The sequence below is a fragment of the Spirilliplanes yamanashiensis genome, assembly GCF_016863475.1.
GTDB lineage: Bacteria > Actinomycetota > Actinomycetes > Mycobacteriales > Micromonosporaceae > Spirilliplanes > Spirilliplanes yamanashiensis.
Genome location: NZ_BOOY01000028.1, coordinates 21,770 through 45,560, shown reverse-complemented (window position 1 = coordinate 45,560; position 23,791 = coordinate 21,770). Strand labels below are relative to the sequence as shown.

The following is a 23,791-nucleotide window of genomic DNA, read 5'->3' as shown; positions in this document are numbered from 1 at the left end:
TCCTGCGGGGGTCAGGAACCTCCGGCATCACCGCTCTCGGCGCGCCGCTGCAGTCGCTCGCGTTGCGGGACGACGACGTACTTCGGGTCCTTGGCCGAGGCCATGCCGCCCTCGAAGATGCCGAACCGGGTCGCCAGGGACGCGGCCAGCAGCGACAGCCCGGACAGCGCCGACGCCACCCGGCTGCGGCGCCCCAGCAGCGCGCCGGCCACCCCGGCGGCGGTGAGGGCGCGCCCGGCGCGCAGGAGCCGGCCGGCGCGGCCGGTGCGGTACGGCTCGGACAGCAGGCCCTTGGTGGTCTCGACGCGGTGCGCGCCGTACAGCTCCAGGGCCGCGCCGCACACCGCCATCCGGCGGGCCGGGCCGGCCTGGTCGCACGGCGCCGCGAGCAGGCCGACGGCGGCGCCGCTGGCCAGCGCGCTGCCCGCGAACACGAACGGCAGCTCCTCGTACGCGGCGTGCCAGCTCGGCGTGGACGTGTCGGACAGCAGCACGGCCGTGTACGTGGCCAGCGCGGGCGCGGTGAGCGCGGCGCCGACCTGGCCGGCGGCGCCCAGCGGCGGCAGCAGCCGGCGGACCAGGCCGAGCACCCCGCGCTCGGGCAGCAGCGGGGCGCCCTCGGCGATGGCGGCGACGCCGGCGGCCGGGCCGAACGCGGTCAGCACCCAGGTGCCCACCGACATGGGCGAGGTCGGCTTGGCGACCCGCAGCATGTGGTGGAAGCGGGCGGGCCGGCCGAGGTCGTGGATGAGGAAGTACGCGCTGGCGGTGACGGCGCCGAGCGCGGCGAGCCGGCCGGCGCGGCCCAGGGCCGGCCGGCCACTGAGGTCGCCCGCGGCGGCCAGCAGCGACGACCCGGCGGCGAGGCCGCCGGTGAACAGGTACGCGGCGATGTCGTGGTGCCACACGGGCGCCTTGACGATCGGCTTGCCGTAGTAGGAGCCGAAGGAGGCGGGCGGCACCATGGGCCGGTCGCCCCTGCCGCCGCCCTTCCTGCCGCCGCGGCGGGAAGTCCCGTCGCGGACCGGCCCGCCGGGCGCCTCGTCGCGGGCCAGGCCGCTGCCCGGCCGCCCGGCCGGGGGCCGCTCGCCGAGCCCGCCGGGGCGCTCCGCCTCGGTCGCCGGGCGGCCGCGGTCGTCGCGCTCGCCGTAGTCCTCGCCGAGGCGGTCCGAGGTGGCGCTCATCGCCGCCGCCCCGCGGCCGCCACGACGACCGCGGCGGCCATCGTGAGCGCGGCCAGCCCGGCCCGCCGCCACATCGCCGGCAGGTTCTTCGTGGGCACCACCGGGTCGGGCGGCAGGCCGTACACCTCGGGCTCGTCGAGCAGCAGGAAGAACGCGCCGTCGCCGCCGACCCCGTCGTTCTCGTCGTGGCCGTACAGCCGGGCCTCGCCGACGCCCTGCTCGTGCAGGGCGGCGACCCGGGTGGCGGCGCGCTCGCGCAGCTCGGACAGCTCGCCGTACTGGATGGACTCGGTGGGGCAGGCCTTGGCGCAGGCCGGGGTGAGGCCGTCGCCGATGCGGTCGTAGCACATCGTGCACTTCCACGCCCGGCCGTCGCCCTGCCGCTGGTCGATGACGCCGTACGGGCAGGCCGGGATGCAGTAGCCGCAGCCGTTGCAGATGTCCTCCTGCACCACGACGGTGCCGAACTCGGTGCGGAACAGCGCCCCGGTCGGGCACACGTCCAGGCAGCCGGCGTGCGTGCAGTGCTTGCACACGTTGGACATCATCAGCCAGCGGAAGTCGGTGCGCGGCGCGTCCGGGATGCGCCCCGGCAGGTCGTGGCCGGGCATGCCGAGGAACTGCGGGCCGGGCGGCGCGACCGTGCCCGCCGCGGCGAGGGCGTCGACGGCGGGCGGCACCCCCGGGTCGGTGCCCGTGTCCTGGCCGGCCGAGGCGGCCACCACGGCGCTGTGCGCGCTCGCGGACGGGCCGGCCGGGGTGCCCGCGAACGCCCCCGGCGTGTCGGTGCCCGCCCCGGACGAGGCGCGCGGCTGCTCGATGAACGCGACGTGCCGCCACGAGTTCGCCGTCAGCCCGCCGGTGTTGTCGTACGACATGCCGAGCAGGTTGAAGCCGTCGTCGGGGACGCCGTTCCACTCCTTGCACGCCACCTCGCACGCCTTGCAGCCGATGCAGACGCTGGTGTCGGTGAAGAACCCCATCCGCGGCGGCGCGTCGGTGTACCCCGCGTCGGGGGCGGGGTCGAGGGGGCCGTACAGGCTGTTGGACGGCACGTCAGTCCTCCGGCGGGGTCAGCATCGGCGTGTGGTGGCCGGGGTCCAGCCCGGCGCGGCGGCGGTAGCCGGCCAGGAACGGCAGCAGCTCCGGGCCCTCGGGGCGGCGGCCCGGCCGCATGTCGCAGGTGCCCACCTTGGACTCCTGGATGAGCACGTTCGGGTCGAGCGTGATGCCGATGAGGTCGTTGGCCGCGTCGCCGGTGACCAGCCCGGAGAACCCGAAGTGGTACGGCAGCCACACCTGGTGCACGGTGCGGCCGTCGATGCGCAGCGGCGTCAGCCGATCGGTCACCAGCACCCGGGCCTCGATCGCCGAGCGGGCGGTGACGATCGTCGCCCAGCCCAGGTGGTCCAGGCCGCGCAGGGCCGCCAGCTCCGGCGACACCTCCACGAACATCGCGGGCTGCAGCTCCGACAGGTACGCCAGCTGCCGGCTCATGCCGCCGGCCGTGTGGTGCTCGGTCAGCCGGCTCGTGGAGAAGATGAACGGGAAGACCTCGGCGTGCTCCTCGGGCGGGCTGGGGTTGACCAGGTTGTCGGTGCGGTCGTACAGCTTGCGCGTCGGGTTGGCCTGCTGGCGGTACAGCGGGTTGCGCACCGGCGACTCGACCGACTCGTAGTGCGTGGGCAGCGGCCCATCGATCAGCCCGCTGGGCGCGTACAGCCAGCCCTTGCCGTCGCCCTGCATGATGAACGCGTCGTCGCCGGAGATCGCCGCGACGCCCGTCGCGCCCTCCGGCGGCCGGTACGACGGCGGTTTGGTCTTCTCGAAGTCCGGCACGTCGTAGCCGGTCCACTCCCCCGCCTCGCCGGCGTCAGGGTCCCACCACACGTACTTCTTGCGCTCCGACCACGGCCGGCCGTCCGGGTCGGCCGAGGCCCGGTTGTACAGGGTGCGGCGGTCGGCGGGCCACACCCACCCCCACTCGCGCGCCACCCAGTCCTGCTCGGCGCCGGGCTTGCGGCGGGCGGCCTGGTTGACGCCGTCCTTGTACACGCCGGCGTAGATCCAGCAGCCGCACGCGGTGGAGCCGTCGGCCTTGAGCGCGGTGAAGCCGGGCACCGGCGCGCCGGTCGCCACGTCGTAGCCGTTGATCTCCTTCAGGACGTCCTCACCGGACGGTTCGTCGTGCCGCTCGCCGTACAGCGGGTAGTCCCACGTCAGCGCCTGCAGGCCGCGGTCGCGCGGGTCCTGCGACGAGGCCAGCCGCTCCTTGACCATCCGGCCGAGGTGGTAGAAGAACCACAGCTCGCTGCGGCAGTCGCCCGGCGGCTCGACGGCCTTCTCGCGCCACTGCAGCATCCGCTGGGTCTGGGTGAACGTGCCCTCCTTCTCCACATGGGACGCGGCGGGCACGACGAACACCTCGGTGCGGCACTCCTCCGGCACCAGCTCGCCGGTGGCGACCTCCGGGCCGTTCTTCCAGAACTCCGCGCTCTCGATCATGAACAGGTCGCGGACGACCAGCCAGTCCAGGTTGGCCATGCCGAGGCGCTGCGCCTTGCCGTGCGCCGAGCCGACGGCCGGGTTCTGGCCGAGCAGGAAGTAGCCCTTGATCTTGCCGTCGATCATGTCCAGCACCTGCTGGTAGGTGCCGTGGTCGCCGGTCAGCTTCGGCAGCCAGTCGAAGCCCCAGTCGTTCTCCGCCGTCGCCGCGTCGCCGAAGTACGCCTTGAGCAGGCTCACCGCGTACGACTCGGCGTTGGCCCAGAAGCCCTTCTGGTCCGGGTGCCGGATGCTGTCCACCCACTGCCGGAACGAGTCGTGCGTGCCCGCCACCGGCATCGGCAGGTATCCGGGCAGCAGGTTGAACAGGGTGGGGATGTCGGTGGAGCCCTGGATGCTGGCGTGCCCGCGCAGCGCCATGACGCCGCCGCCCGGCCGGCCCATGTTGCCCAGCAGCAGCTGGATGATCGCGCCGGTGCGGATGTACTGCACGCCGACGGAGTGCTGCGTCCAGCCGACCGAGTAGACCAGCGCGGTGGTGCGCTCGCGGCCGGAGTTGCGGGTCCACGCCTCGCACACCTTCAGGAACTTCTCCGGCGGCACGCCGCACACCTGCTCGACGACCTCCGGTGTGTAGCGGGCGTAGTGCCGCTTCAGCACCTGGTAGACGCAGCGCGGGTCCCGCAGGGTCGGGTCGCGCGGCACGTCGGCCGGGATCGGCGGCCCGTGCGACTCCTGCTCCAGCCCGGACGCGGTCTCCCGGTCCTCGGCGGCGTCGCCGGCGTCCTGCGCGGTGTGCTGCTGGCCCTGGTACTGCCAGGTCGTCTGGTCGTAGACGTTCTTCTCCGGGTCGTACCCGCTGAACAGCCCGTCCAGGTCCTCGGTGTCCTGGAAGTCCTCACTGACCAGCATGGACGCGTTGGTGTACGCGAGCACGTACTCCCGGAAGTCCAGCTCGTTGGACAGGATGTAGTTGATCACCCCGCCGAGGAAGACGATGTCCGCGCCCGCGCGCACCGGCACGTAGGTGTGCGCCAGCGCGCTCGTGCGGGTGAACCGCGGGTCGACGTGGATGATCTCCGCGCCGCGCTTCTTCGCCTCGACCACCCACTGGAACCCGACCGGGTGCGCCTCGGCCATGTTCGAGCCCTGGATGACGATGCAGTCCGCGTTCGCCAGATCCTGGAGGAATCCGGTGGCCCCGCCCCGGCCGAAGGAGGTCCCCAGACCGGGGACCGTGGCGGAGTGTCAAATACGCGCCTGGTTCTCGATCTGAATGGCTCCCATGGCGGTGAAGAGCTTCTTGATCAGGTAGTTCTCCTCGTTGTCCAGGGTCGCGCCGCCCAGGCTGGAGATGCCGAGCGTGCGGTTGTGCCGCGGGTCCCAGCCGGCGTCGCGCGCGGCGAGCACCCGGTCGGCGATCATGTCCATCGCGGTGTCGAGGTCGAGCCGCTCCCAGTCCGTGCCGTACGGCCGGCGGTAGAGCACCTCGGTGACGCGGCGGTCGCTGGTGACCAGGCTCTTGGACGCCGAGCCCTTCGGGCACAGCCGGCCGCGCGAGATGGGGCTGTCCGGGTCGCCCTCGATCTGGGTGACCTGCCCGTCGGAGACGTAGACGCGCTGGCCGCAGCCGACCGCGCAGTACGGGCACACCGAGCGGGCCACCGAGTCGGCCGTCCCGGTGCGGGCGGTCAGGGCCTTCGACCGCGGCGACTGTGCGGCGGCGCCCCGGCCCAGCGGGTCGGTGCCGGTCAGCTGCCGGTAGACCGGCCAGCCCTCGATCCAGGTCCGGACACCCATGCCATCACCCTAATCTGTGACGCGCCCGAAACACACGGCGACGACCATGAATTCCATGGAACCCGGATTCCTCGATCACGCCGCCCTAAACCTCGCTGCGGCGGGCCGGATCCTGTTCCGCATCGAGCAGACGTTCCGGTACGACTACGCCGCCCCGGTGACCGACCTGGCGCAGCGGCTGGTCATCGTGCCGCGCCGCCGGCACGGCGAGCTGCGCCGCCGCGGCCACACGCTGCAGGTCCGCGGCGCGGCGCATGCCCGGCGCACCCGCGCCGACGCCGGCGGCAACACCGTCGTGCGGGTCCGGGCCGCGCGGGTCGAGTCGGCGGTCGAGTTCCGGCTCACCGCCGACCTGGAACGCCGCGCCGCCGACGGCCCGCCGGTGCTGCCCGCGGCCGCGCTGCGCGACCCGCGGCTGCTGCGCCCGACCCGGCTCACCGCCGCGGACGAGGCCCTGCGAGAGCTGGCGGCCGGCCTGCCCGCCGACGACCTCGCCGACCGGATCAGCGCCGCGGTGCACGCCGCCGTGGCGTACACCCGCGGGGTCACCGGGGTGCGCACGACGGCGGCCGAGGCGCTGCGCGGCGGCCGCGGGGTCTGCCAGGACCACGCCCACGTGATGCTGGCCCTGTGCCGGCTGCGCGGGCTGCCCGCCCGGTACGTGTCCGGCCACCTGCTCGGCGAGGGCGGCACGCACGCGTGGGTGGAGGTGCTGGAGGCGCGCGGCGACCACGCCGTGGCGGTGGCGCACGACCCGTGCCACGGCCGCCGGGCCGGCGCCGGGCACCTGACGGTGGCGGTCGGGCGCGACTACGCGGACGTGGCGCCGACGTCCGGCACGTTCACGGGCCCGCCGGGCGGCCGGCTGACGGGCACCCGCCGGGTCGGCGTGGTGGCCGTCGGCTAGCCGGGACCGCGCACGGTGCGCAGCAGGTGCCCGGGCAGGCGCAGCGGCCGCCCGCCGTCCTGCGCGGCCACGGCGACCGGCTCGACCCGGGTGTGCTCCCAGGCGGGCGGGGCGAAGGCCGCCCGCAGCTCCGGCTCGGTCACACCCCAGCCGTGCTCGCCGTGCGGGCTGATCGCCAGCACGACGACGGTCGCCCCGGGCGCGGTCAGGCCGGGCAGCAGCGCCAGGTAGCGGGCGGCCGCGTCGCCGCCCAGCCGGTGCAGGCTGTGCAGCAGGCCCGAGTCGACCACCGCGTCGAACGGCCCGCCGGGCGGCGGCGCCGCCGTGACGTCGTGCACCGCGAACCGCACGTCCAGGCCCGCGGCGGCGGCCTTGGCCCGGGCGGCGGCGATCGCCACGGCCGACACGTCGACCCCGGTCACGTGGTGGCCGCGGCGGGCCAGGGCCAGCGCCAGCTCGCCGGTGCCGCAGCCGGCGTCCAGCACGGCCGGGCCGCGCACCTCGTCGAGGACCGCCGCCAGCGCCGGCTGCGGGCCGCCGATCTCCCACGGCGCGCCGGACCGGTAGACGTCGTCGTAGCCGTGGTCAGAGCTCGAAGAGGCCACGCATCGCCTCCGTCAGCTTCGCCATGCTCGCGCCGGTGACCATGCCGAGCCGCTCCGCGCCGACCGACGCCGGCAGCCGGCGCATGCGGTTGACCACGACCACGCCGCCGACCGGGTCCTGCTCGCTGAGGGCCACCGCGAACGGCGGCAGCTCGGTGGCGCCGCGCTGGCGCACGATCGGGGCGCAGAACGGCGCCGCGTTCACCCGCTCGTTGTAGGCGTCGCCGGACAGGACCAGGACGCGGTACCGCAGGTCGGTGCGGTTGCCGATCGTCCAGATCTCGCCGCGGTTCACCGGGGCTGTCCTGACGGCGCGGCCATGCCGATCAGCCTACCGCCGCCGGGTGCGCGCCGGTGGGCGCGTCAGGCCGCGGACCGCTCCGGGACGCCCTCGAGCACGCCGGCCCCGGCCAGGGCGGCCTTGCGGCGCTGCTTGGCCCGGTACATGGCCTGGTCGGCGCGGGTGATCAGCTCGTCGGGGTCGGCGTCGCCGGACGAGACCATCGCCCCGACGCTGGCGCTGATCCGCACCGGCTCGCCGGCCAGCAGGAACGGCTCGGTCAGCGCGGCGTCGATGTGCTCGCTCAGCCGGGCGACGGCCTGCTGCTGCGCCGACTCCTCGCACAGCACGAGGAACTCGTCGCCGCCGTAGCGGGCCAGGGTGTCGCCGGCGCGCAGGCCGGTGCGGATGCGGGCGCCCACCTCGGTGAGCAGCCGGTCGCCGGCCACGTGGCCCAGCCGGTCGTTGACCGCCTTGAAGCCGTTGAGGTCGCAGAACAGCAGCACCACCGCCGGCCGGCCGGAGGCCCGCTCGCGGTCCAGCGCCTCCGTCAGCCGGGTGAGCAGCTCGGCGCGGTTGGGCAGGCCGGTGAGCGCGTCGTGGGTGGCCTGGTGCACCAGGGCCTGCTCCGCCTGCTCGCGCTGCCAGGCCAGCCGGCCCACCCGCACCATCACCAGCGGGGCGACGAGCAGGCTGCCGAGCACCAGCAGCGGGCCGTCGGCGTCGAGGCCGACCAGCTCGCGGGCGCCGCCCGCCACCGGGTTGGCGACGAGCGCGACGCCGAGGAAGGTGAGCCGGCCGACGGTGAGCCGGTCGACGGGGTCCGGGCCGGGCGACGTGAGCTCGCGCGCCGAGTGGTGCAGCGGGGCCGCGCCCACGCACAGGTACGCCAGCAGGAACAGCATCTCGATCCAGCCGGGCCGGCCGGTGGTCATCGAGCCGGTGCTCATCGCCAGGATCGTGTTGCCGATCAGCGACACCACCAGCGCGACGATCAGCAGCTCGACGGCGAGCAGCCGGCGGTCGGCGACCATCCAGACGCGCGCCAGCGCGCCCAGCACGCCGACCAGCACCAGCAGGCTGACCAGCACGGCGATCTGCTCGGCGTTGCCGGCCGCCATGGCCTCCATGCGGGGGTGGATCAGCAGGATCCACAGCACGCCGCCGAGGCCCATCGCGGCCACCGACACGTCGATGATGCCGCCGATGTCGTTGCTGCCCCGGCGCAGGACCAGCTTGATGGCCGCCACCAGCAGGATGGCGTGCCCGACCGTCATCAGGTTCTCGGCGACGAGCTGGTGCTCCCGGCCGAACAGCGGGGTGAGGGCGTTGGCGACCGTCAGCACGCTCATCGCGGCGAACAGGATCTGCCAGGGCCGGCGGTGGCCGCCGTGCAGGGTGCGCAGCAGCATGCCCAGCGGGATCAGCGTGGCGCCCGAGACCAGGCCGTACGTCACGACCCGGACGTTCATGGGAATGACCGGGTGGACCACCGTCAGGATGCCGATGATGACGACATACCGACGGAAGGCCGCCAAGCGATCGCCCCCGGTGTTCACGGCGTTCCCATCGGCCGTGGCCCCGCGGGGGTGAGGCCTTTACCGGGGGCGGCGGGACCCGGCCGGGCGTTCCGGATGGCGGACGGCGGGCCGGACCGTCGAACCCCGTGCGCGATGGGCGCGTAACAATGTGCACGGCGGACAGCGCCGGAGTGCGGCGGCGACCGCTCCCGGCACCCCTGACGGAGGGACGACAATGACGGCAAAGGCGCAGATCGGTGTGACCGGCCTCGCGGTGATGGGCCGCAACCTGGCCCGCAACCTGGCCCGGCACGGCCACACGGTGGCGGTGCACAACCGGTCGTACGGCCGCACCAAGGAGCTGGTGGAGGAGTTCGGGCACGAGGGCACGTTCCTCCCGGCCGAGACGGCCGAGCAGTTCGTGGCGAGCCTGGAGCGCCCCCGCCGGGTCGTCATCATGGTGAAGGCGGGCAAGGCCACCGACGCCGTCATCGACGAGTTCGCCCCGCTGCTCGAAGAGGGCGACATGATCGTCGACGCGGGCAACGCGCACTTCGCGGACACCCGCCGGCGCGAGGCCGCCCTCAAGGAGCGCGGCCTGCACTTCGTCGGCACCGGCGTGTCCGGCGGCGAGGAGGGCGCCCTGCACGGCCCGGCGATCATGCCCGGCGGGTCGAAGGAGTCGTACGAGGCGCTCGGCCCGCTGCTGGAGGACATCGCGGCGAAGGTCGACGGCGAGCCGTGCTGCGCGCACGTCGGGCCGGACGGCGCGGGGCACTTCGTGAAGATGGTGCACAACGGCATCGAGTACGCCGACATGCAGCTCATCGCCGAGGCGTACGACCTGCTGCGGCAGGCCGGCGGGCACTCCCCCGCCGAGATCGCGGAGGTGTTCCGCGGCTGGAACTCCGGCCGGCTGGGTTCGTACCTGATCGAGATCACCGCGGAGGTGCTCGGCCACACCGACGCGGCCACCGGGCAGGCGTTCGTCGACGTGGTGCTCGACCAGGCGCAGCAGAAAGGCACCGGCAGCTGGACCGTGCAGACCGCGCTCGACCTGGGCGTGCCGGTCAGCGGCATCGCCGAGGCCGTGTTCGCCCGCGCCCTGTCCGGCGGCGCGTCGGTGCGCGAGGCCGCGGCCGGGCTGCCCGGCCCCACCCCGTCGGTGGTCGGCGGGTCGCTGGTCGAGGACGTCGAGCAGGCCCTCTTCGCGTCCAAGATCGTCGCGTACGCGCAGGGCTTCCAGCAGATCCAGGCCGCCAGCGCCGAGTACGGCTGGGACATCGACCCCGGCGCGATGGCCCGCATCTGGCGCGACGGCTGCATCATCCGCGCCAAGTTCCTGGAGCACATCCGGGTCGCGTACGACAAGGCGCCGGAGCTGCAGTCGCTGCTCGTCGACGACTACTTCCTCGAGGCCGTCGGCGGCGCGCAGGAGGCGTGGCGGCGGGTCGTGGTGACCGCGGCCCAGCAGGGCATCCCGGCGCCGGGCTTCGCCACCGCCCTGGCCTACTACGACGGGCTGCGCGCCAAGCGCCTCCCGGCGGCGCTGATCCAGGGCCAGCGTGACTTCTTCGGCGCGCACACCTACCGGCGCACCGACCGCGAGGGCTCGTTCCACGTGCTGTGGGCGGGCGACCGCTCCGAGGTCGAGGGCTGACCGGCGCCGGCCCGCGGGGCCGTCAGACCGCCACGGTGTGCTCGACGGCACCGGCGGTCTCGGCGGCCCCGTCGGGCTCGGCGGCCCCGGGCGTCTCGCCCGCCTCCCGGGCCAGCAGCGCCGTGGTGTCCGCGGCCGGGGCGGGCCGGCCCAGCAGGTAGCCCTGGCCGCTGGTGTAGCCCAGCTCGGTGAGCCGGGCCAGCTGCTCCACGTCCTCGATGCCCTCGGCCACCGTCTGCAGGCCCAGCGTGGCGGCGAGGCCCGCCACGGCGTCGGCGACCGCGAGGCGGCCCCGGTCGTCGCCGTCGGCGATGCCGTCGACGAACGACTTGTCCAGCTTCAGGATGTCCATCGGGAACGCCCGGACCAGGCTCAGCGACGACTGGCCGGTGCCGAAGTCGTCCAGCGCCAGCTGCACGCCCAGCTCGTGCAGGGCGCGCAGGGTGGCCTGCACGTCCGGCCCGTCCAGCACCGACGACTCGGTCACCTCAAGGATCAGGTGCGCCGGGCGCAGCCCGGTGTCGGCCAGGGCGGCCGTGACGTCGGCGACGAACGTGGGGTCGCGCAGCTGCCGCACGGCCACGTTCACGCCGATGCCGGTCAGGCCCGCGCCGGACGGCTCAGCCAGCCACCGCGCGAACTGCGCGCACGCCTCGCGCAGCACCCAGCGCCCCAGCGGCACGATGAGGCCGTTGCGCTCGGCCACCGGGATGAACGCGGGCGGCGGCACCAGGCCCCGCTCGGGGTGCTGCCAGCGCACCAGCGACTCGAAGCCGGTGATCCGGCCGGTGTCCAGGTCGCGCACCGGCTGGTAGACCAGGAACAGCTCCTCGCGCTCCAGCGCCAGCAGCAGCTCGCTGCCGACCCGGGCGTGGTCCATCAGCTCGCGGCGCATCCGCGGCTCGAACAGCACCCAGGACGCCTTGCCGGCCGCCTTCGCCTGGTACATGGCGATGTCGGCGTTGCGCAGCACGTCGTCGGGCCGGTCGCCGGCCCCCGCGACGGCCACGCCGACGCTGGCGTGCACCAGCAGCTGGTGCTCCCCCGCCATGACGGGGGCGGCGAGCGCGCTCAGCAGCCGGGCCGCCGCCGCGCCCGCGACGTCCGCCTCGTCCTCGGCGAGCAGCACCGCGAACTCGTCGCCGCCGAGGCGGGCCGGCAGGTCCTCGCCGCGGGTGTGCTCGCGCAGGCGGTGGGCCACCTCCACGAGCAGCCGGTCGCCGACCTCGTGGCCGAGGGTGTCGTTGACCATCTTGAAGTCGTCGATGTCGACCAGCAGCACCGCCGCGGGCTGGTGGGCGGCCACCCGGCCGGCCAGCACGGCGCCGAACCGGGCCCGGTTGGCCAGCCCGGTGAGCGGGTCGTGGCTGGCCTGGTGCTCCAGGTCCACCTGCTGGCGGCGGACGCTGGCCAGCAGGCGGCGGTAGTCGCGCAGCCCGAGCAGCTGGCGCAGCCACACGGCGGCCGCGATGCCGGCAGCGCCGATCACCACGGCCCGCTGGGCGGACGGCAGCTCGCGCACCGACACCAGCAGCACCAGGGCGCCGGTGGCGGTGATCGCCAGCCACGGCAGCAGGTCGAAGAAGCTGAGCCGGCGGCGGGTGCCCGGGTCCTCGACGCCGGAGGCGATCCACTGCTGTCGAGCCGCCGCCGCACTGACGATCAGCGCGACCAGGGGCAGCGCCAGCACGGCGCCGGCCAGCCGCACCACGTCGGCCGCCGCGATCAGGCAGAACGCCGCCACCGAGCCGACCGCCGGGGCCAGGCTGAGCAGCCGGACGGCGCCCGCGTCGAGGTGCCCGCCGAGCGAGCGGCCCGCCTTGCCGATCACCACGACGGTGACCAGGCCGCCGACGCCGACGCCGGCCGCCGCGAGCTGGGTGCGCAGGGGCAGGCCGGCCGGGGCGATGTCGAGCAGCACGTACCAGTAGAAGACGCCGGCGGCCAGGGCGACCGTCGCGGCGTCCAGGGCGAGCTGCGCCCAGCGCAGCCAGGAGCGCTCGCCCAGCGGCAGGCGGGCGAAGGCGTACACGGCGACGGCGAGGCCGACCATCATCGGCGCCGCCGCCTGCGGCGACAGCCCGGACGCGGCCTCCAGGGCGGCGGGCCGGCGGGCCGCCGCGGTGAGCGAGCCGACCGCGCCCGCGGTGACCCACATCAGGGCCGTGGCCATGCGCCGCCAGAACCGGGCGGCGGGCTGCGAGATGTAGATCATCGTGGCGGCGCGGCGGCAGGCCAGGACGGAGAAGCCGAGCGCGACGATGCCGCCGACGTACACGTACACCACCGGGCCGCCGCGCCCCAGCTGCCACAGCACCAGCCAGGCGGCCACCACGGCGGCGGTCAGCGCCGTCGCCGCCAACGGCAGCAGGCCGCGCCGCCGGAGCGGTGCGGCGCCGGTGCTGCGCGCGCGGGGCATGTTGGGCTGCTCTCCTCGGTGACGAGTCCTCGTCGTTACCGTCGGCGGCGGCGGGCCCGGATCAAGTTTTCGCGGGCACCGCTTCCCCCTGCCCCCGCAGGTCAGCCGATGAGCGCGGCGCGCCGGAACGCCCGGACGCCGAGCACCGCCAGCGGCGCGAACGCCAGGCCGACGACGGCCGAGACCACCAGCGGCATGCTGAGCGGTATGACGAAGGCGCCGGCCAGGCAGACCAGCGGCACCGGGACGATCCACCAGCTCAGCACCCCGGCCCGGGCCAGCCCGGCCAGCGCGACGACGACGCCGAGCAGCGCCAGGTCCTGCACGCCGGACCACGCCTGCAGCCAGGGAGCGTCGAGGACACGCTCGGAGAGCGCCACCGCCTGCTCCGGCGGCAGGGTGCGGCCCACCTCCATGATCCACCAGTCGCTGAGCACGGCCCCGGAGACGTTGAGGAATCCCAGGACCATGAGCAGCGTGCCGGTGAGCGTGGCGAGCCGGCCCCGCCGGCCCCGCACGAGCAGCGGCAGCAGCAGCGCGCCGACGCCGAGCAGCAGGTTGCCGTAGTGGAACAGCAGCGCCGACATCTCGGTCAGCAGGGGGTCGCGGGCGAGCGAGGCGACGTAGCCCGCGGCGTCGTCCGTCTCCTGCGACGGCGAGGTGACAGCGCCGCCGAGGAACAGCAGCGGGCCCGCGACGAGGGCGCCGCCGCCGAGGCGGACGAGCAGCCGGCGGGTCCCGGCCGACGCGGCCGCCTCGTCGGCGGGCACCGCGGCGGCGACGGCGGGCGGGGTGGTGATGGTGCTGGTCATGGCGTTCTCCCAGGTCGTGTTCGGTGGTGATGGCCAGAACCGTAGGCCGGGCGGCGGTCCCGGCGATGCCGCCGCCAAGCTCGACCCGGTCCGCCGGGCGGCGGACGACCGGCGCACCCCCGGTCATCCCCGCGGTGGACCTGCGCGGGCCCCCGGCGTCGCTACCGTGATCGCCATGACCAGACGGGACGCCGCGGTGCCGCTCGCCGCCTGCGCGGTGCTGACGCTGCTCGGCGTCGCGGAACTGCTGCTCGACCGGGAGTACCGGGACGACCCGGCGCCCGTTGCCGCGGCGGTGCTCGTGGTGGCCGTCGCGACCGGCATGGCCGCGTGGTGGCCGCTGGCGGCCGCGTCGCTGATCAACCTGGCGTTCCCGGTGAGCGCGCTGCTCGGCGGCGGCGGGCCGCCCGGCGCCGCCGTCATCGCCATCCTGGCCACGTACGGCTGGCTGGGCTACCGCCGCGCCCCGGACCGCGCCTGGTGGGCGGCGCCCGTCGCCGGGCAGCTGCTCGCGCTGACGGCGGTGCTGCTCAGCGACCTGTCGCTGTGGGAGTCGCTGTTCTTCACCACCCTCTACTGGGCGGCGCTGTGGGTGGGCCGGCTGGTGCGCCGGGAACGCGAGCGCGCCGAGCAGCTCGTCGAGCTGGCCGCCGCCCTGGACGCCGAGCGGGAGGCCCGGGCGCACGCCGCCGTCGTGGCCGAGCGCCAGCGCATCTCCCGGGAGATCCACGACGCCGTCGCCCACTCGGTGAGCGTGATGGTGCTGCAGGTGGGGGTGGTGCGCACCCGGCTGACCGACCGGCCCGTCGAGGCCGACGTCCTGCACGGGGTGGAGCGGCTCGGCCGGCAGTCCGTCGAGGAGCTGCGCGCGCTGGTCGGCATCCTGCGCGACGAGGCGTCCGCCGGGCCGCCCGCCCCGCCGCCGTCGCTGGCCCGGGTCGACGAGCTGCTCGACGCCGTGCGCGCCGCCGGGCTGCCGGTGCAGCTGGAAGTGGAGGGCACCCCCGCCGACCTGCCCCGCACGGTCGACGTGTCCGCGTACCGGGTGACCCAGGAGGCGCTGTCGAACGTGCTGCGGCACGCCGGCCCGGCGCCCACCACGGTGCGGCTGCGGCACACCGGCGACGCGCTCACCGTCGAGGTGGTCGACGCCGGCCCGCAGCCGGGCGCCACGCCACCGCCGCCCGGCGGGCCCGGCGGCAACGGCCTGGCCGGGATGCGCGAGCGGGTCGCCCTGTTCGCGGGCAGCCTCGACGCCGGGCCGGTGCCGGGCGGCGGGTTCGCCGTCCGCGCCCGCTTCCCGCTGGGGCGGGCCCGGTGAGCACCCGGATCGTCCTGGCCGACGACGAGGCGATGATCCGCGCCGGGCTGCGGATGCTGCTGGAGGCCCAGCCCGGCCTGGCGGTCGTCGGCGAGGCCGCCGACGGGCTGGAGGCCGTCGAGGTGGCCGCCCGCACCCGCCCCGACGTGGTGCTCATGGACATCCGCATGCCCCGGCTCGACGGCATCGAGGCGGCCCGCCGCATCATCGCCGCCCGCCCGGAGACCCGGGTGCTGATGGTGACCACGTTCGACGAGGACGAGCACGTCGCCGCCGCGGTCCGGGCCGGCGTCAACGGTTTCCTGCTCAAGGTCTCCCCGCCGGAGCAGCTGCTCGACGCGGTGCGCGCCGTCGCCGCCGGCAACGGGCTGCTCGACCCGGCCGTGACCATGCGGGTGATCCGCTCGCTCGCCGCCGCCCCGCAGCCCGACGCCGCCCGCGCCGCCCGGCTCGCCGCCCTCACCGACCGTGAGACCGACGTGCTGCGGCTGGTGGCGCGGGGGCTGTCGAACGCCGAGATCGCCGCCGCGCTGTTCCTCGGCGAGGCCACCGTCAAGACGTACCTGTCGCGCATGCTCACGAAGCTGGACCTGCGCGACCGGGTGCAGGCCGTCGCGTTCGCGTACGAGAGCGGCCTCGTCCGGCCGGGCACCGGCGGGCCGATCTAGAACCTCCGGTATAGGACCCGCGGGCGATGACCGCGCGTGACCCCGCCCCCTAGGGTGGCACCCATCATGAGGACGCCCTGGAAGCTGCCGGCGGCGCTGGGGGCGCTGCTGCTCCTGGTGTGGCCCGGCCTGCCGCTGACCGGCGCCGTCGACGTCGACCCCGTGGTGACCGTCGCCGGCACGGTCGTGTCGGTCGTCGCCGCGGCCGCCCTGCTCGCCCGGCACCGCGCGCCCGTCGCCGTGGCGGCGGTGACGGCGGTGTGCGGGTACCTGGGGGTCCTGCTCCAGCCCGAGGGCGCCCTGGCCGGGGTCGCGCTGACGGTGCTGGTGGCGTACTTCGCCGTCGCCCTGCACCGGACGGTGCCGCGCGCCGCCGTCGTCGGCGGGGCGCTGCTGACCGGCGACGCGCTGCTCGCGGTGCGCGACCCGTACCCGTTCGCCGAGGACGCCGCCGGCGTGGCGCTGGGCGCTTCCACCTACGTGACCGTGCTCGTCCTCGGGCGGCTGCGGCGCGGCTGGCTCGACGAGCGGGCCGCCGCCGCCGCGCGGGTCGCCGACGCCGAGCGCCGCCGCGAGCGCGCCGCCGACGAGGAACGCCGCCGCCTGGCCCGCGAGCTGCACGACGTCACCGCCCACCACCTCACCTCCATCGTGGTGACCGTGTCGGCGGCGCAGCGCCTCGCCGACCGGCGCCCCGAGCTGGCCGCGCAGGCCCTCGAGTTCGCCGCCGGCACCGGCCGGGAGACCCTGGCCGCGCTGCGCCGGCTCGTCACCGTCATGCGCTCCGCCGCCCCCGACGACGAGTCCGCCCCCGTGCGCCGGCTCGCCGAACTCGTCGACGGGGTGCGCCGGCTCGGCCAGCCCGTCGAGCTCGTCACCCCCGCCGACGGCGCGGCCACCCTGCCGCCGGGCGTCGCCGCCGCCGTGCTCGGCGTGGCCCGGGAGGCCCTCACCAACACGCTGCGGCACGCCGCCGGCAGCCCCGTCCGCGTCGAGCTGGCCGTCACCCCGGCCGGCGTCACCCTCACCGTCGAGGACGACGGCGCCGTCGCCCCCGCCGACGCGGGCGGGCTCGGCGCCGGCCGCGGCCTCGGCGGCATGCGCGACCGGGCCGCCGCCGCGGGCGGCACGCTGGCCGCCGGGCCCCGCTCGCCGCGCGGCTGGCGGGTGCACGCCGACTTCCCCGCCGCCGGCGGGCCCGCCGCCCCGGCCCGGGCGCCCGGCGGGCCGGCGTTCCTGCGCGGGCTGCGGTCCGGGCGCGACGCCGCCGTCGACCACCTGCTCGTCGCCGCCTGCGCCGTGCCGCCCGTCGCCGCCGGCATCGCCGTCGTCCCCCGCAGCACCCCCGCCTGGGAGTCCGCGCTGCTCGTCGCGCTCACCGTCGCGCACGCGCTGCCGCTGTACTGGCGGCGCGTGCACCCCTGGCCCGTGCTCGCGTACGTGCTGATCAGCGCCGCCGCGCTCGCCGCCCTGCTGTCCGCGCGGGTGGCGCCCGGCGAGGCCGGGATCGTCTACCTCGTCGCCGGGCAGGCCGAGTTCTTCGCCGTGTACGCCGTCGCCGCGTACGGGCTGCCGCGCAACGTCACCTGGCTCGCGCCGTTCCCCGCCGCCGGCACGATGGCGCTCACCGGCGCCGCCGGCGTCTACGCCCTCGAACCCACCGACTTCGCCGACACGCCGGCCGACGTGGTGCCCATCCTCGTCATCACCAGCATCCTGTTCGCCATCCTGCTCGCCCCGCCGCTGCTGCTCGCCTGGCTCGTCGGCCACGTGCCCCGGCGGCGCCGCGACCGCGTCCAGGCCGGTGAGGCGTTCGCCGTCGCGCACGCCCTCGCCGGCGCCGAGGCGCACGCCCACGCCGAACGCCTGCGGGTGTCCGCCGGGCTCGGCGACACCGTCCTGCACCGCTCCACCGCGCTGGTCGCCGCCGCCGACGCCGGCCGCCTCGACGGGGTCCTCGACGAGGCCCGCGCCGCCCTCGCCGCCATGCGCGGCCTGCTCGACGGCCTGCACGCCGAGGACGCCGGGCGGCGCGCCCCGCAGCCGTCCGCCGCCGGGGTGCCGCAGCTGTGCGCCGACCGGGGCGCGCCGTGCGCGGTCACCGGCGAGCCGCGGCCGCTGCCCGCCGACGTCGACCTGTCCGCGTACCGGCTCGTCGAGCTCGCCCTCGGGCCCGGCGCCCGGGTCGCCCTCGGCTACGAGCCCGGCGGCCTGCGCGTCACCGTCACCGGCCGGCCCGCCGACCCCACCACCCAGGCCGCCCTGCGCGCCCGCGCCACCGCCGTCAGCGGCACCCTCGACGTCACCGCCGACGGTTTCACCGCGACCCTGCCCACGTCCCCCGCCGCCGTGCCGGCGGGCCCGACCGAGGAGGTGGCCCCGTCGCCATCCGCGTGATGATCGTCGACGACCAGCCCGTCGTCCGCGCCGGCTTCGCCGCCATCGTCGACGCCGAACCCGACCTGGCCGTCGTCGCGGAGGCCGCCGACGGCGGCGCCGCCCTCGACCTGGCCGCCGCGCACACCCCCGACGTCGTCCTCATGGACATCCGCATGCCCGGCATGGACGGCCTCACCGCCACCGCCCGGCTCACCGCCGCCGGCCCGGCCCCGCGGGTGCTGGTGCTCACCACCTTCGACCAGGACGCGTACGTCTTCGAGGCGCTGCGCGCCGGCGCCTCCGGCTTCCTGCTCAAGGACGCCCACCCGGCCGACCTGCTGGCCGCCATCCGCGTCGTCGCCGGTGGCGAGGCCATGCTCGCGCCCGCCGTCACCCGCCGGCTCATCGACGCGTTCGCCGCCGGCCCCGCCCCGCGCGCCGGCACCACCGAGGACGCCCGCCTCGCCGGCCTCACCCCGCGCGAACGCCAGGTGCTCACCGCCATCGCCGGCGGCATGTCCAACGCCGAGATCGGCGCCGCCCTCGGCGTCGCCACCGGCACCGTCAAGGCCCACGTCAACGCGCTGCTCGCCAAGCTCGGCGTCCGCGACCGGGTCCAGGCGACCATTGTCGCGTACGACCTGGGGCTGGTCCGCCCCCGCTGACGCCGGGCCCGTCAGGTGCGACGCTGATCCGTGGTCGACCGCGGCTCCGACCGCCGCTCCGCCCGCGTCGGCGCGGCCGGATCCCACGACTGCCCGGCCCGGCCCGCCTCGGCGGCCTCCCGGACCCCCTGCACCCGCGGATCCACCGCCGCCGGTCCGGTCGCCTCGTCCTCGTCCTCGTCGTCCGACCAGGCGGCGTGCCGCGGCCGGTGCTTCCGGCGCGGCTCCTCCTCCGCCGCCGCCGGCGGCGCGGCCTGGGCCGCCGGCGGCGCGGCCGGCGCGGCCGGCGCGGCCTCGCCGCCCGTCACGGCCGCCCACAGGCTCGGCCGCTCCGGGCCGTCGAAGCCGGCTCCGCCCGCCGCCAGCGGCGGCAGCCCGGAGGCGGAGGTTTCCGGCGGGCCGTCGGCCGCGGTGCCGGGGCGGGTCACGGCGGGCGGCGGCCCGACCGGCGGCAGGCCCGACACCGGCGGCAGCCCGGAGGCGGACGACTCGGCCGGGAGGTGCGGTTGCGCGGGTCCCGCGCCGTGGGCGCCGGGGCCGGCGGCGGCCGCCGGGCTCGACCCGGGCGACGGCGGGAAGGCGGGCGCGGCGCCGTGGGCGGGCGTGCCGCCGGAGACGCCGAACCCGGCCGGCGGCGCCGACGGGGCCGGGCCGGTGGCCGGGGCCTGGCCGTAGGCCGGACCCTGGGGCCGGGACGGGTCGTGGGCCGGAACCTGCCCGTGGGCCGGTGCGAGACCGGAGGCCGGGCCGGGACCGGAGGCCGGGCCGGGACCGGAAGCCGGGCCGAGACCGGAAGCCGGGCCGAGACCGGAAGCCGCCGGGCCGAGACCGGAAGCCGGACCGAGACCGGAGGCTGGGATCTGGCCGGAGGCCGGGACCTGGCCGTGGGCCGGCACCTGGCCGTGGGCCGGGGCAGGACCCTCGGCCTGGTCATGGGCCTGCCCGTGGGCCGGCGCGAGGCCGTAAGCCGGGGCCGGACCCTGGTTCTGGGCCTGCCCGTGGGCCGGCGCCGGGCCGTAGGCCGGTGCCGGGCCCGCGGCCTGACCATGCCCGTGGGCCGGTGCGGCGCCGGAAGCCGGACCCCCGGTCTGGGCCTGCCCGTGGGCGGGCGCGAGGCCGTAAGGGGTCCGAGCCGGGCCGTGGGCCTGGGCCGGCGTGGGGCCGTGACCCGAGGCGGGCCCGTGGGCCGGTGGCAGGGTCGGCGGCACGCCGTGGGCCGGTGGGGCGACGTGCGCCGCGTGGGCCGGGTGGCCGGTGTGGGCCGGGGTGCGGTCGCCGCCGCGGACCTTCGACCACAGGTTGGTGACGGCGACGCGGAAGGCGTCGATGACGGCGTTGGGGCCGGAGGCCGAGGCGCGTTCGATGGGTTCGGCGGTGTCCGGGGGCAGGTACTGGCCCGCGGGCGCCGCGTGGGCGCCCCACCGGTCCGGCTCCGGGGCCGCGGCCGGCCACGACGCGGCCGGTTCCGCCGGCGCCGGCGCCGGCGGCGCGGGGCGGGTGGGCGGCGGGGCCGGGGGCGGGGTGAGGGGCGGGCCGGTGAGGCGGAAGCGGGGTTCGTCGTCCTCGCCGGAGCCGGCGGGCACGCCCGCGGGCGTGCCGGTGGCCGCGGCGATCGTGTCCGGGCCGAGCCGGACCGTCGACGGCTCCGGTTCCGGGGGCGCGGCGGGCGGCGGGGCGGCCGGGGGCGGCGCGGCGGCCGGCGGCGGGACCGGCGGGGCCGGAGCAGCAGGTGGGGGCGGGGCCGCCGGGGCGATCGGGCCGCGGTGGGGTTCCGGCCAGGCGCCGTAGCCGCCCGCGGCGGCCAGCATCGGGACCGGGATGATCGGCGCGGCGGCCGGCTCGATCTCGCTGAGGCCGGCGCGTTCCTGCAGGCGGCGCAGGGCGGCCGGGGCCCACCAGGTGGAGTCACCGAGCAGGCGGAGAATGGCGGGGACTAGGAGCATGCGGACCACCGTCGCGTCCAGGATGAGGGCGATGATCATGCCGACGCCGATGAACCGCATGGTCGTCAGCGAGGACATGGCGAAGGCGCCGGTCACGACGATCAGCAGCAGGGCGGCGGCGGTGATGACGCGCCCTGTGCGGACCAGGCCGGCGGTGACGGCCTCCTCGGTCGAGGCGCCGTGGTGGCGTGCCTCGACCATGCGGGAGAGCAGGAAGACCTCGTAGTCGGTGGACAGCCCGAACACGACCGCCGCCATCAGCACGATGATGCCGACGCCGGGCGGGGCCGGGGTGACGCCGAGCAGGCCGGCGCCGTGGCCCTCCTGGAAGATCCAGACGAGGACGCCGAACGTGGCGCTGAGGCTCAGCGCGCTCAGCACGACGGCCTTGACGGGCAGCAGCACCGAGCCGAAGGCCAGGAACATCAGGACGACCGTGGCGCCGACCATCATGCCGATCATCCAGGGCAGCCGTTCGACGGTGGCGTCGAGGCTGTCGACGTTGCGGGCGGTGGTGCCGCCGACCAGCAGGGTGGTGCCGCCGGGCGGGTCGAGGGCGCGGATGGCCTCGACGGTGTCGGCGGCGGCGGTGCTGAACGGGTCGGGGTCGGCGGGGACGACGCTGAGGACGTACACGTCGCCGCCGGCGCCGGCGGGTTCGACGGCGCGCACGCCGGGCACCCGGGCGACCCGGTCGGCGAAGGCCTGGCCGGCCTCGGCGGCGGGGGCGGTGCCGCCGGCGCCGCGCAGGACGACGTCGACGGTGACGGTGCCGAGGGCGGGGAACTGCGCCTTGAGCGTCTCGACGGCCTGCCGGCTGGGGTTGCCGGCGGGCAGGACCCGTTCGTCCTCCTCGCCGAACTGGACGGCGGCGACGGGGGCGGCGAGCAGGGCCAGCAGCGCGACGATGGGCAGCGCGACGAGCGCGGGGCGGCGCATGACGAAGCGGGCGAGCCGGGCCCACACCGTACCGTCGGGGTCGGCGGCCGGGCCGCGGCGGCCGATGCGCACGGGCAGCCGGTCGACCCGCGGGCCGAGGGCGGCGAGCAGCGCGGGCAGCAGGGTGAGCGACGTGGCGGCGGCGAGCGCGACGGCGGCCATGCCGCCGTAGGCGAGCGAGCGCAGGAACGCCTGCGGGAAGAACAGCAGACCGGCCAGGGCGACGGTGAGCAGCGTCGCGGAGAACACGACGGTGCGCCCGGCGGTGGCGACGGTGCGGGCGACGGCCTCGGCGGCGGGCAACCCGGCGGCCTGCTCCTCGCGGAACCGGCCGACCATGAACAGCCCGTAGTCGATGGCCATGCCGAGGCCGAGCAGGCTGGCGACGTTGACGGCGAACGAGTTGACCTCGGTGACCAGCGCGATGGCGTGCAGGACGCCGAGCGAGCCGAGCACGGCGCAGGCCCCGACGAGCACGGGCAGCGACGCGGCGACGAGCGAGCCGAAGATGACCAGCAGCAGGACGAGCACGACGGGCAGGGAGATCAGCTCGGCGGTGGCGAGGTCGCTGGTGGAGACCTCGGCGGTGACGTCCTGGAACGGCACGGCCCCGGCGGTCTGCAGGGTGAGGCCGGCGACGGGCAGGCCGTCCTTGACCTCGCGGTACGCGTCGAGCTTGGCGCCGTCGTCCTGACCGGCGAGGGTGAGGGACGCGACGGCGCGGGTGCGGTCGGCGTTGACGAGCTGCGGGGCGCGCGTCTCCCAGTAGGAGGTGACGGCGGTGACCACGTCGTCGGGCAGGGCGCCGAGCGCCCGGGTGACCCGCTCGCCGACGCTGTCGTCGTCGACGGTGCCGGCGGTGACGCCGTAGATGAGCACCACGTCGCCGCCCTGCGGCCCGAGGCCCTCCTCGACGGCGTGGGCGGCGTGGGTGGACTCGCTGCCGGGGTCGCCGTAGCCGCCCTCGGTGAGCTGGCCGAACACGCCGATGCCCCAGGCGCCCGCGGCGAGGACCGCGGTGAGCACGGCGGCGAGCACGGCCCACCGGTACCGTGCCATCAGCGAACCCCAGGACGCGAACACGCCTCCTACTTGACCATGTCCCAGGTGTCCCTGTAATGCGGTTCCGGACAAACGATCCAGGATCGTGGACGATCGGTCAGGCGGGACGCTACTGCAGGGACGCCGCCTGCAGGGCGACTCCGCGGCATCCGCCGCCGCCGTGCACGGTGTCGGCCTTCCAGCTGACGTCGATCCGGCCGTCGCGCTCGGCCCGGTACGTCACCGTGTAGACCGTGAAGGCGGTGTCGCGGTCGTCGAGGCGGGCGGTGGCCGTCTCGCCGCCGACCTTCGCGGTGAGCACGCCGCGGGCCTGGAAGACGCCGACGTAGAGGCGCAGAGTGCGGGTGCCGCCGCGGGTGGCGGGCGCGGACAGGGTGAAGCCGTTGCCGGCGCCGCAGGTGCGGATGCCGCTGCGCACGCCGTCGGTGCTGGCCACGGGATCGCCGCCGCGCCACGCGAACCGCTGCTCGCTCTGCTCGTGGCGTTCCCGGCTCCGGCCGGGGGTGCCCTCGAGGATGGCGAACCCGCCGCCGCGGCGGCGCTCCAGCGACCACACGTTCTGCTCGCCCCAGTGCACCCAGTCGCGGCTGCCCTCGGCGGACAGGTCGACGGTGGCGGGCACCGCGCCGGCGGTGAGGTCGAGCTGGACGCCGGCGAGGCCGGCGGGGCCGTCGCCGCCGCGGGAGGCGCCGGGGGTCTTGCGGCCGGCGGACGGCGTCGGGGTGGCCGGGCCGGTGACCGACGGCGCCGGGGTGAGCGGGTCGGCCGGCGGGGCGAGCGGGAAGTCGCCGAGCGCGGGCGGCTGGGCGGGCAGCGTGGCGGTGGACAGGTCGTCGCCGCCCTCGCCGACGCCCAGGGACAGCCCGGCGGCGACCGCGACGACGGCGGCGGCCACGGCGAGCGACGAGGGCACGATCCAGCGGGCGCGCCGGCGGTGCGAGCGGCGCCCCTCGAACAGGCGGCCCGACTGCCAGCCGTTGTCCTGCACCCCGGACCCCCCACGGTTGGGCGGCGCACCGGGCAGGCGCGCGCCACCCGGGGCAGGGGGCGGTTGCCGGGCCGGAGAGCCTTTCCTACGTGCACAGGAAGGTTGCCATTTCGTTCTGTGATCAGCCAGAGCCG

Annotated in this window: 15 protein-coding genes and 1 pseudogene; 6 read left to right on the top strand and 10 right to left on the bottom strand. The window is 76.6% G+C overall.

The window, feature by feature from the left end:
• Positions 1 to 11: 11 nt before the first annotated feature.
• The 3 genes and pseudogenes from nrfD to fdh all read right to left on the bottom strand — a co-directional run.
• Complete coding sequence (gene nrfD / locus Sya03_RS19320) at positions 12 to 965, bottom strand: NrfD/PsrC family molybdoenzyme membrane anchor subunit (protein ID WP_239107698.1); 954 nt, start codon at positions 963 to 965, stop codon at positions 12 to 14.
• 215 nt (positions 966 to 1,180) lie between these two features.
• Positions 1,181 to 2,239 carry a 4Fe-4S dicluster domain-containing protein gene (locus Sya03_RS19315; RefSeq protein WP_203939740.1) on the bottom strand — a complete coding sequence of 353 codons (1,059 nt, stop codon included), beginning with the start codon at positions 2,237 to 2,239 and terminating at the stop codon, positions 1,181 to 1,183.
• Positions 2,240 to 2,255: 16 nt separating this feature from the next.
• Positions 2,256 to 5,489, bottom strand: a pseudogene (gene fdh, locus Sya03_RS19310) (formate dehydrogenase); the annotation flags it as partial.
• Between the two features lie 55 nt (positions 5,490 to 5,544).
• Here fdh and Sya03_RS19300 point away from each other — a divergent pair.
• The gene (locus Sya03_RS19300; RefSeq protein WP_203939737.1) at positions 5,545 to 6,396 is read left to right on the top strand and encodes a transglutaminase domain-containing protein; all 852 of its coding nucleotides are present in this window, start codon (positions 5,545 to 5,547) and stop codon (positions 6,394 to 6,396) included.
• Here the strand turns inward: Sya03_RS19300 and Sya03_RS19295 are convergent.
• The 3 genes from Sya03_RS19295 to Sya03_RS19285 form a co-directional block, all read right to left on the bottom strand.
• Positions 6,393 to 7,001, bottom strand: a complete 609-nt coding sequence (locus Sya03_RS19295; RefSeq protein ID WP_203939736.1) for a class I SAM-dependent methyltransferase — start codon at positions 6,999 to 7,001, stop codon at positions 6,393 to 6,395. The genes Sya03_RS19300 and Sya03_RS19295 overlap by 4 nt on opposite strands.
• Positions 6,982 to 7,296, bottom strand: coding sequence for a type II toxin-antitoxin system PemK/MazF family toxin (locus Sya03_RS19290; protein ID WP_203939735.1), 315 nt, complete (start codon positions 7,294 to 7,296; stop codon positions 6,982 to 6,984). Before Sya03_RS19290 ends, Sya03_RS19295 begins: the two co-directional genes overlap by 20 nt.
• Positions 7,297 to 7,364: 68 nt before the next feature.
• Positions 7,365 to 8,753, bottom strand: a complete 1,389-nt coding sequence (locus Sya03_RS19285) for a GGDEF domain-containing protein (RefSeq protein WP_203939734.1) — start codon at positions 8,751 to 8,753, stop codon at positions 7,365 to 7,367.
• Between the two features lie 283 nt (positions 8,754 to 9,036).
• Between Sya03_RS19285 and gnd the strand changes: the two genes are divergently transcribed.
• Entirely contained in the window at positions 9,037 to 10,461 is a 1,425-nt protein-coding gene (gnd, locus tag Sya03_RS19280; protein WP_203939733.1) for an NADP-dependent phosphogluconate dehydrogenase, read from the top strand.
• A gap of 22 nt (positions 10,462 to 10,483) precedes the next feature.
• Here gnd and Sya03_RS19275 read toward each other — a convergent pair whose 3' ends face one another.
• Complete coding sequence (locus tag Sya03_RS19275; protein WP_203939732.1) at positions 10,484 to 12,880, bottom strand: putative bifunctional diguanylate cyclase/phosphodiesterase; 2,397 nt, start codon at positions 12,878 to 12,880, stop codon at positions 10,484 to 10,486.
• Between the two features lie 101 nt (positions 12,881 to 12,981).
• A complete protein-coding gene (locus Sya03_RS19270) occupies positions 12,982 to 13,692 on the bottom strand; it encodes a hypothetical protein (RefSeq protein ID WP_203939731.1) in 711 nt (236 codons plus the stop codon).
• A 175-nt stretch (positions 13,693 to 13,867) separates the two neighbouring features.
• On the opposite strand from Sya03_RS19270, the gene Sya03_RS19265 reads away from it, so the two are divergent.
• The 4 genes from Sya03_RS19265 (at position 13,868) to Sya03_RS19250 (ending at position 18,725) form a co-directional block, all read left to right on the top strand.
• Positions 13,868 to 15,013, top strand: a complete 1,146-nt coding sequence (locus tag Sya03_RS19265; RefSeq protein ID WP_203939730.1) for a sensor histidine kinase — start codon at positions 13,868 to 13,870, stop codon at positions 15,011 to 15,013.
• Positions 15,010 to 15,681, top strand: coding sequence for a response regulator (locus Sya03_RS19260; protein ID WP_203939729.1), 672 nt, complete (start codon positions 15,010 to 15,012; stop codon positions 15,679 to 15,681). Before Sya03_RS19265 ends, Sya03_RS19260 begins: the two co-directional genes overlap by 4 nt.
• Positions 15,682 to 15,747: 66 nt before the next feature.
• Positions 15,748 to 18,078, top strand: coding sequence for a histidine kinase (locus Sya03_RS31585; RefSeq protein WP_203939728.1), 2,331 nt, complete (start codon positions 15,748 to 15,750; stop codon positions 18,076 to 18,078).
• Positions 18,078 to 18,725, top strand: coding sequence for a response regulator (locus Sya03_RS19250; RefSeq protein ID WP_203939727.1), 648 nt, complete (start codon positions 18,078 to 18,080; stop codon positions 18,723 to 18,725). Before Sya03_RS31585 ends, Sya03_RS19250 begins: the two co-directional genes overlap by 1 nt.
• Positions 18,726 to 18,736: 11 nt before the next feature.
• On the opposite strand, the gene Sya03_RS31115 is transcribed toward Sya03_RS19250, so the two are convergent.
• Positions 18,737 to 22,666, bottom strand: coding sequence for an MMPL family transporter (locus tag Sya03_RS31115; protein ID WP_239107682.1), 3,930 nt, complete (start codon positions 22,664 to 22,666; stop codon positions 18,737 to 18,739).
• A gap of 112 nt (positions 22,667 to 22,778) precedes the next feature.
• Positions 22,779 to 23,657 (bottom strand): hypothetical protein, encoded by an 879-nt coding sequence (locus Sya03_RS19240; protein WP_203939726.1) that lies wholly within the window; start codon positions 23,655 to 23,657, stop codon positions 22,779 to 22,781.
• Between the last annotated feature and the right edge of the window lie 134 nt (positions 23,658 to 23,791).

Coding starts and splice junctions, on each gene's coding strand:
- nrfD (WP_239107698.1), bottom strand. CDS start 965: ATGGTGCCGCCCGCCTCCTTCGGCTCCTACTACGGCAAGCCGATCGTC.
- Sya03_RS19300 (WP_203939737.1), top strand. CDS start 5,545: ATGGAACCCGGATTCCTCGATCACGCCGCCCTAAACCTCGCTGCGGCG.
- Sya03_RS19285 (WP_203939734.1), bottom strand. CDS start 8,753: ATGAACGTCCGGGTCGTGACGTACGGCCTGGTCTCGGGCGCCACGCTG.
- gnd (WP_203939733.1), top strand. CDS start 9,037: ATGACGGCAAAGGCGCAGATCGGTGTGACCGGCCTCGCGGTGATGGGC.
- Sya03_RS19275 (WP_203939732.1), bottom strand. CDS start 12,880: ATGCCCCGCGCGCGCAGCACCGGCGCCGCACCGCTCCGGCGGCGCGGC.
- Sya03_RS19270 (WP_203939731.1), bottom strand. CDS start 13,692: ATGACCAGCACCATCACCACCCCGCCCGCCGTCGCCGCCGCGGTGCCC.
- Sya03_RS19265 (WP_203939730.1), top strand. CDS start 13,868: ATGACCAGACGGGACGCCGCGGTGCCGCTCGCCGCCTGCGCGGTGCTG.
- Sya03_RS31585 (WP_203939728.1), top strand. CDS start 15,748: ATGAGGACGCCCTGGAAGCTGCCGGCGGCGCTGGGGGCGCTGCTGCTC.
- Sya03_RS19250 (WP_203939727.1), top strand. CDS start 18,078: ATGATCGTCGACGACCAGCCCGTCGTCCGCGCCGGCTTCGCCGCCATC.
- Sya03_RS31115 (WP_239107682.1), bottom strand. CDS start 22,666: ATGGCACGGTACCGGTGGGCCGTGCTCGCCGCCGTGCTCACCGCGGTC.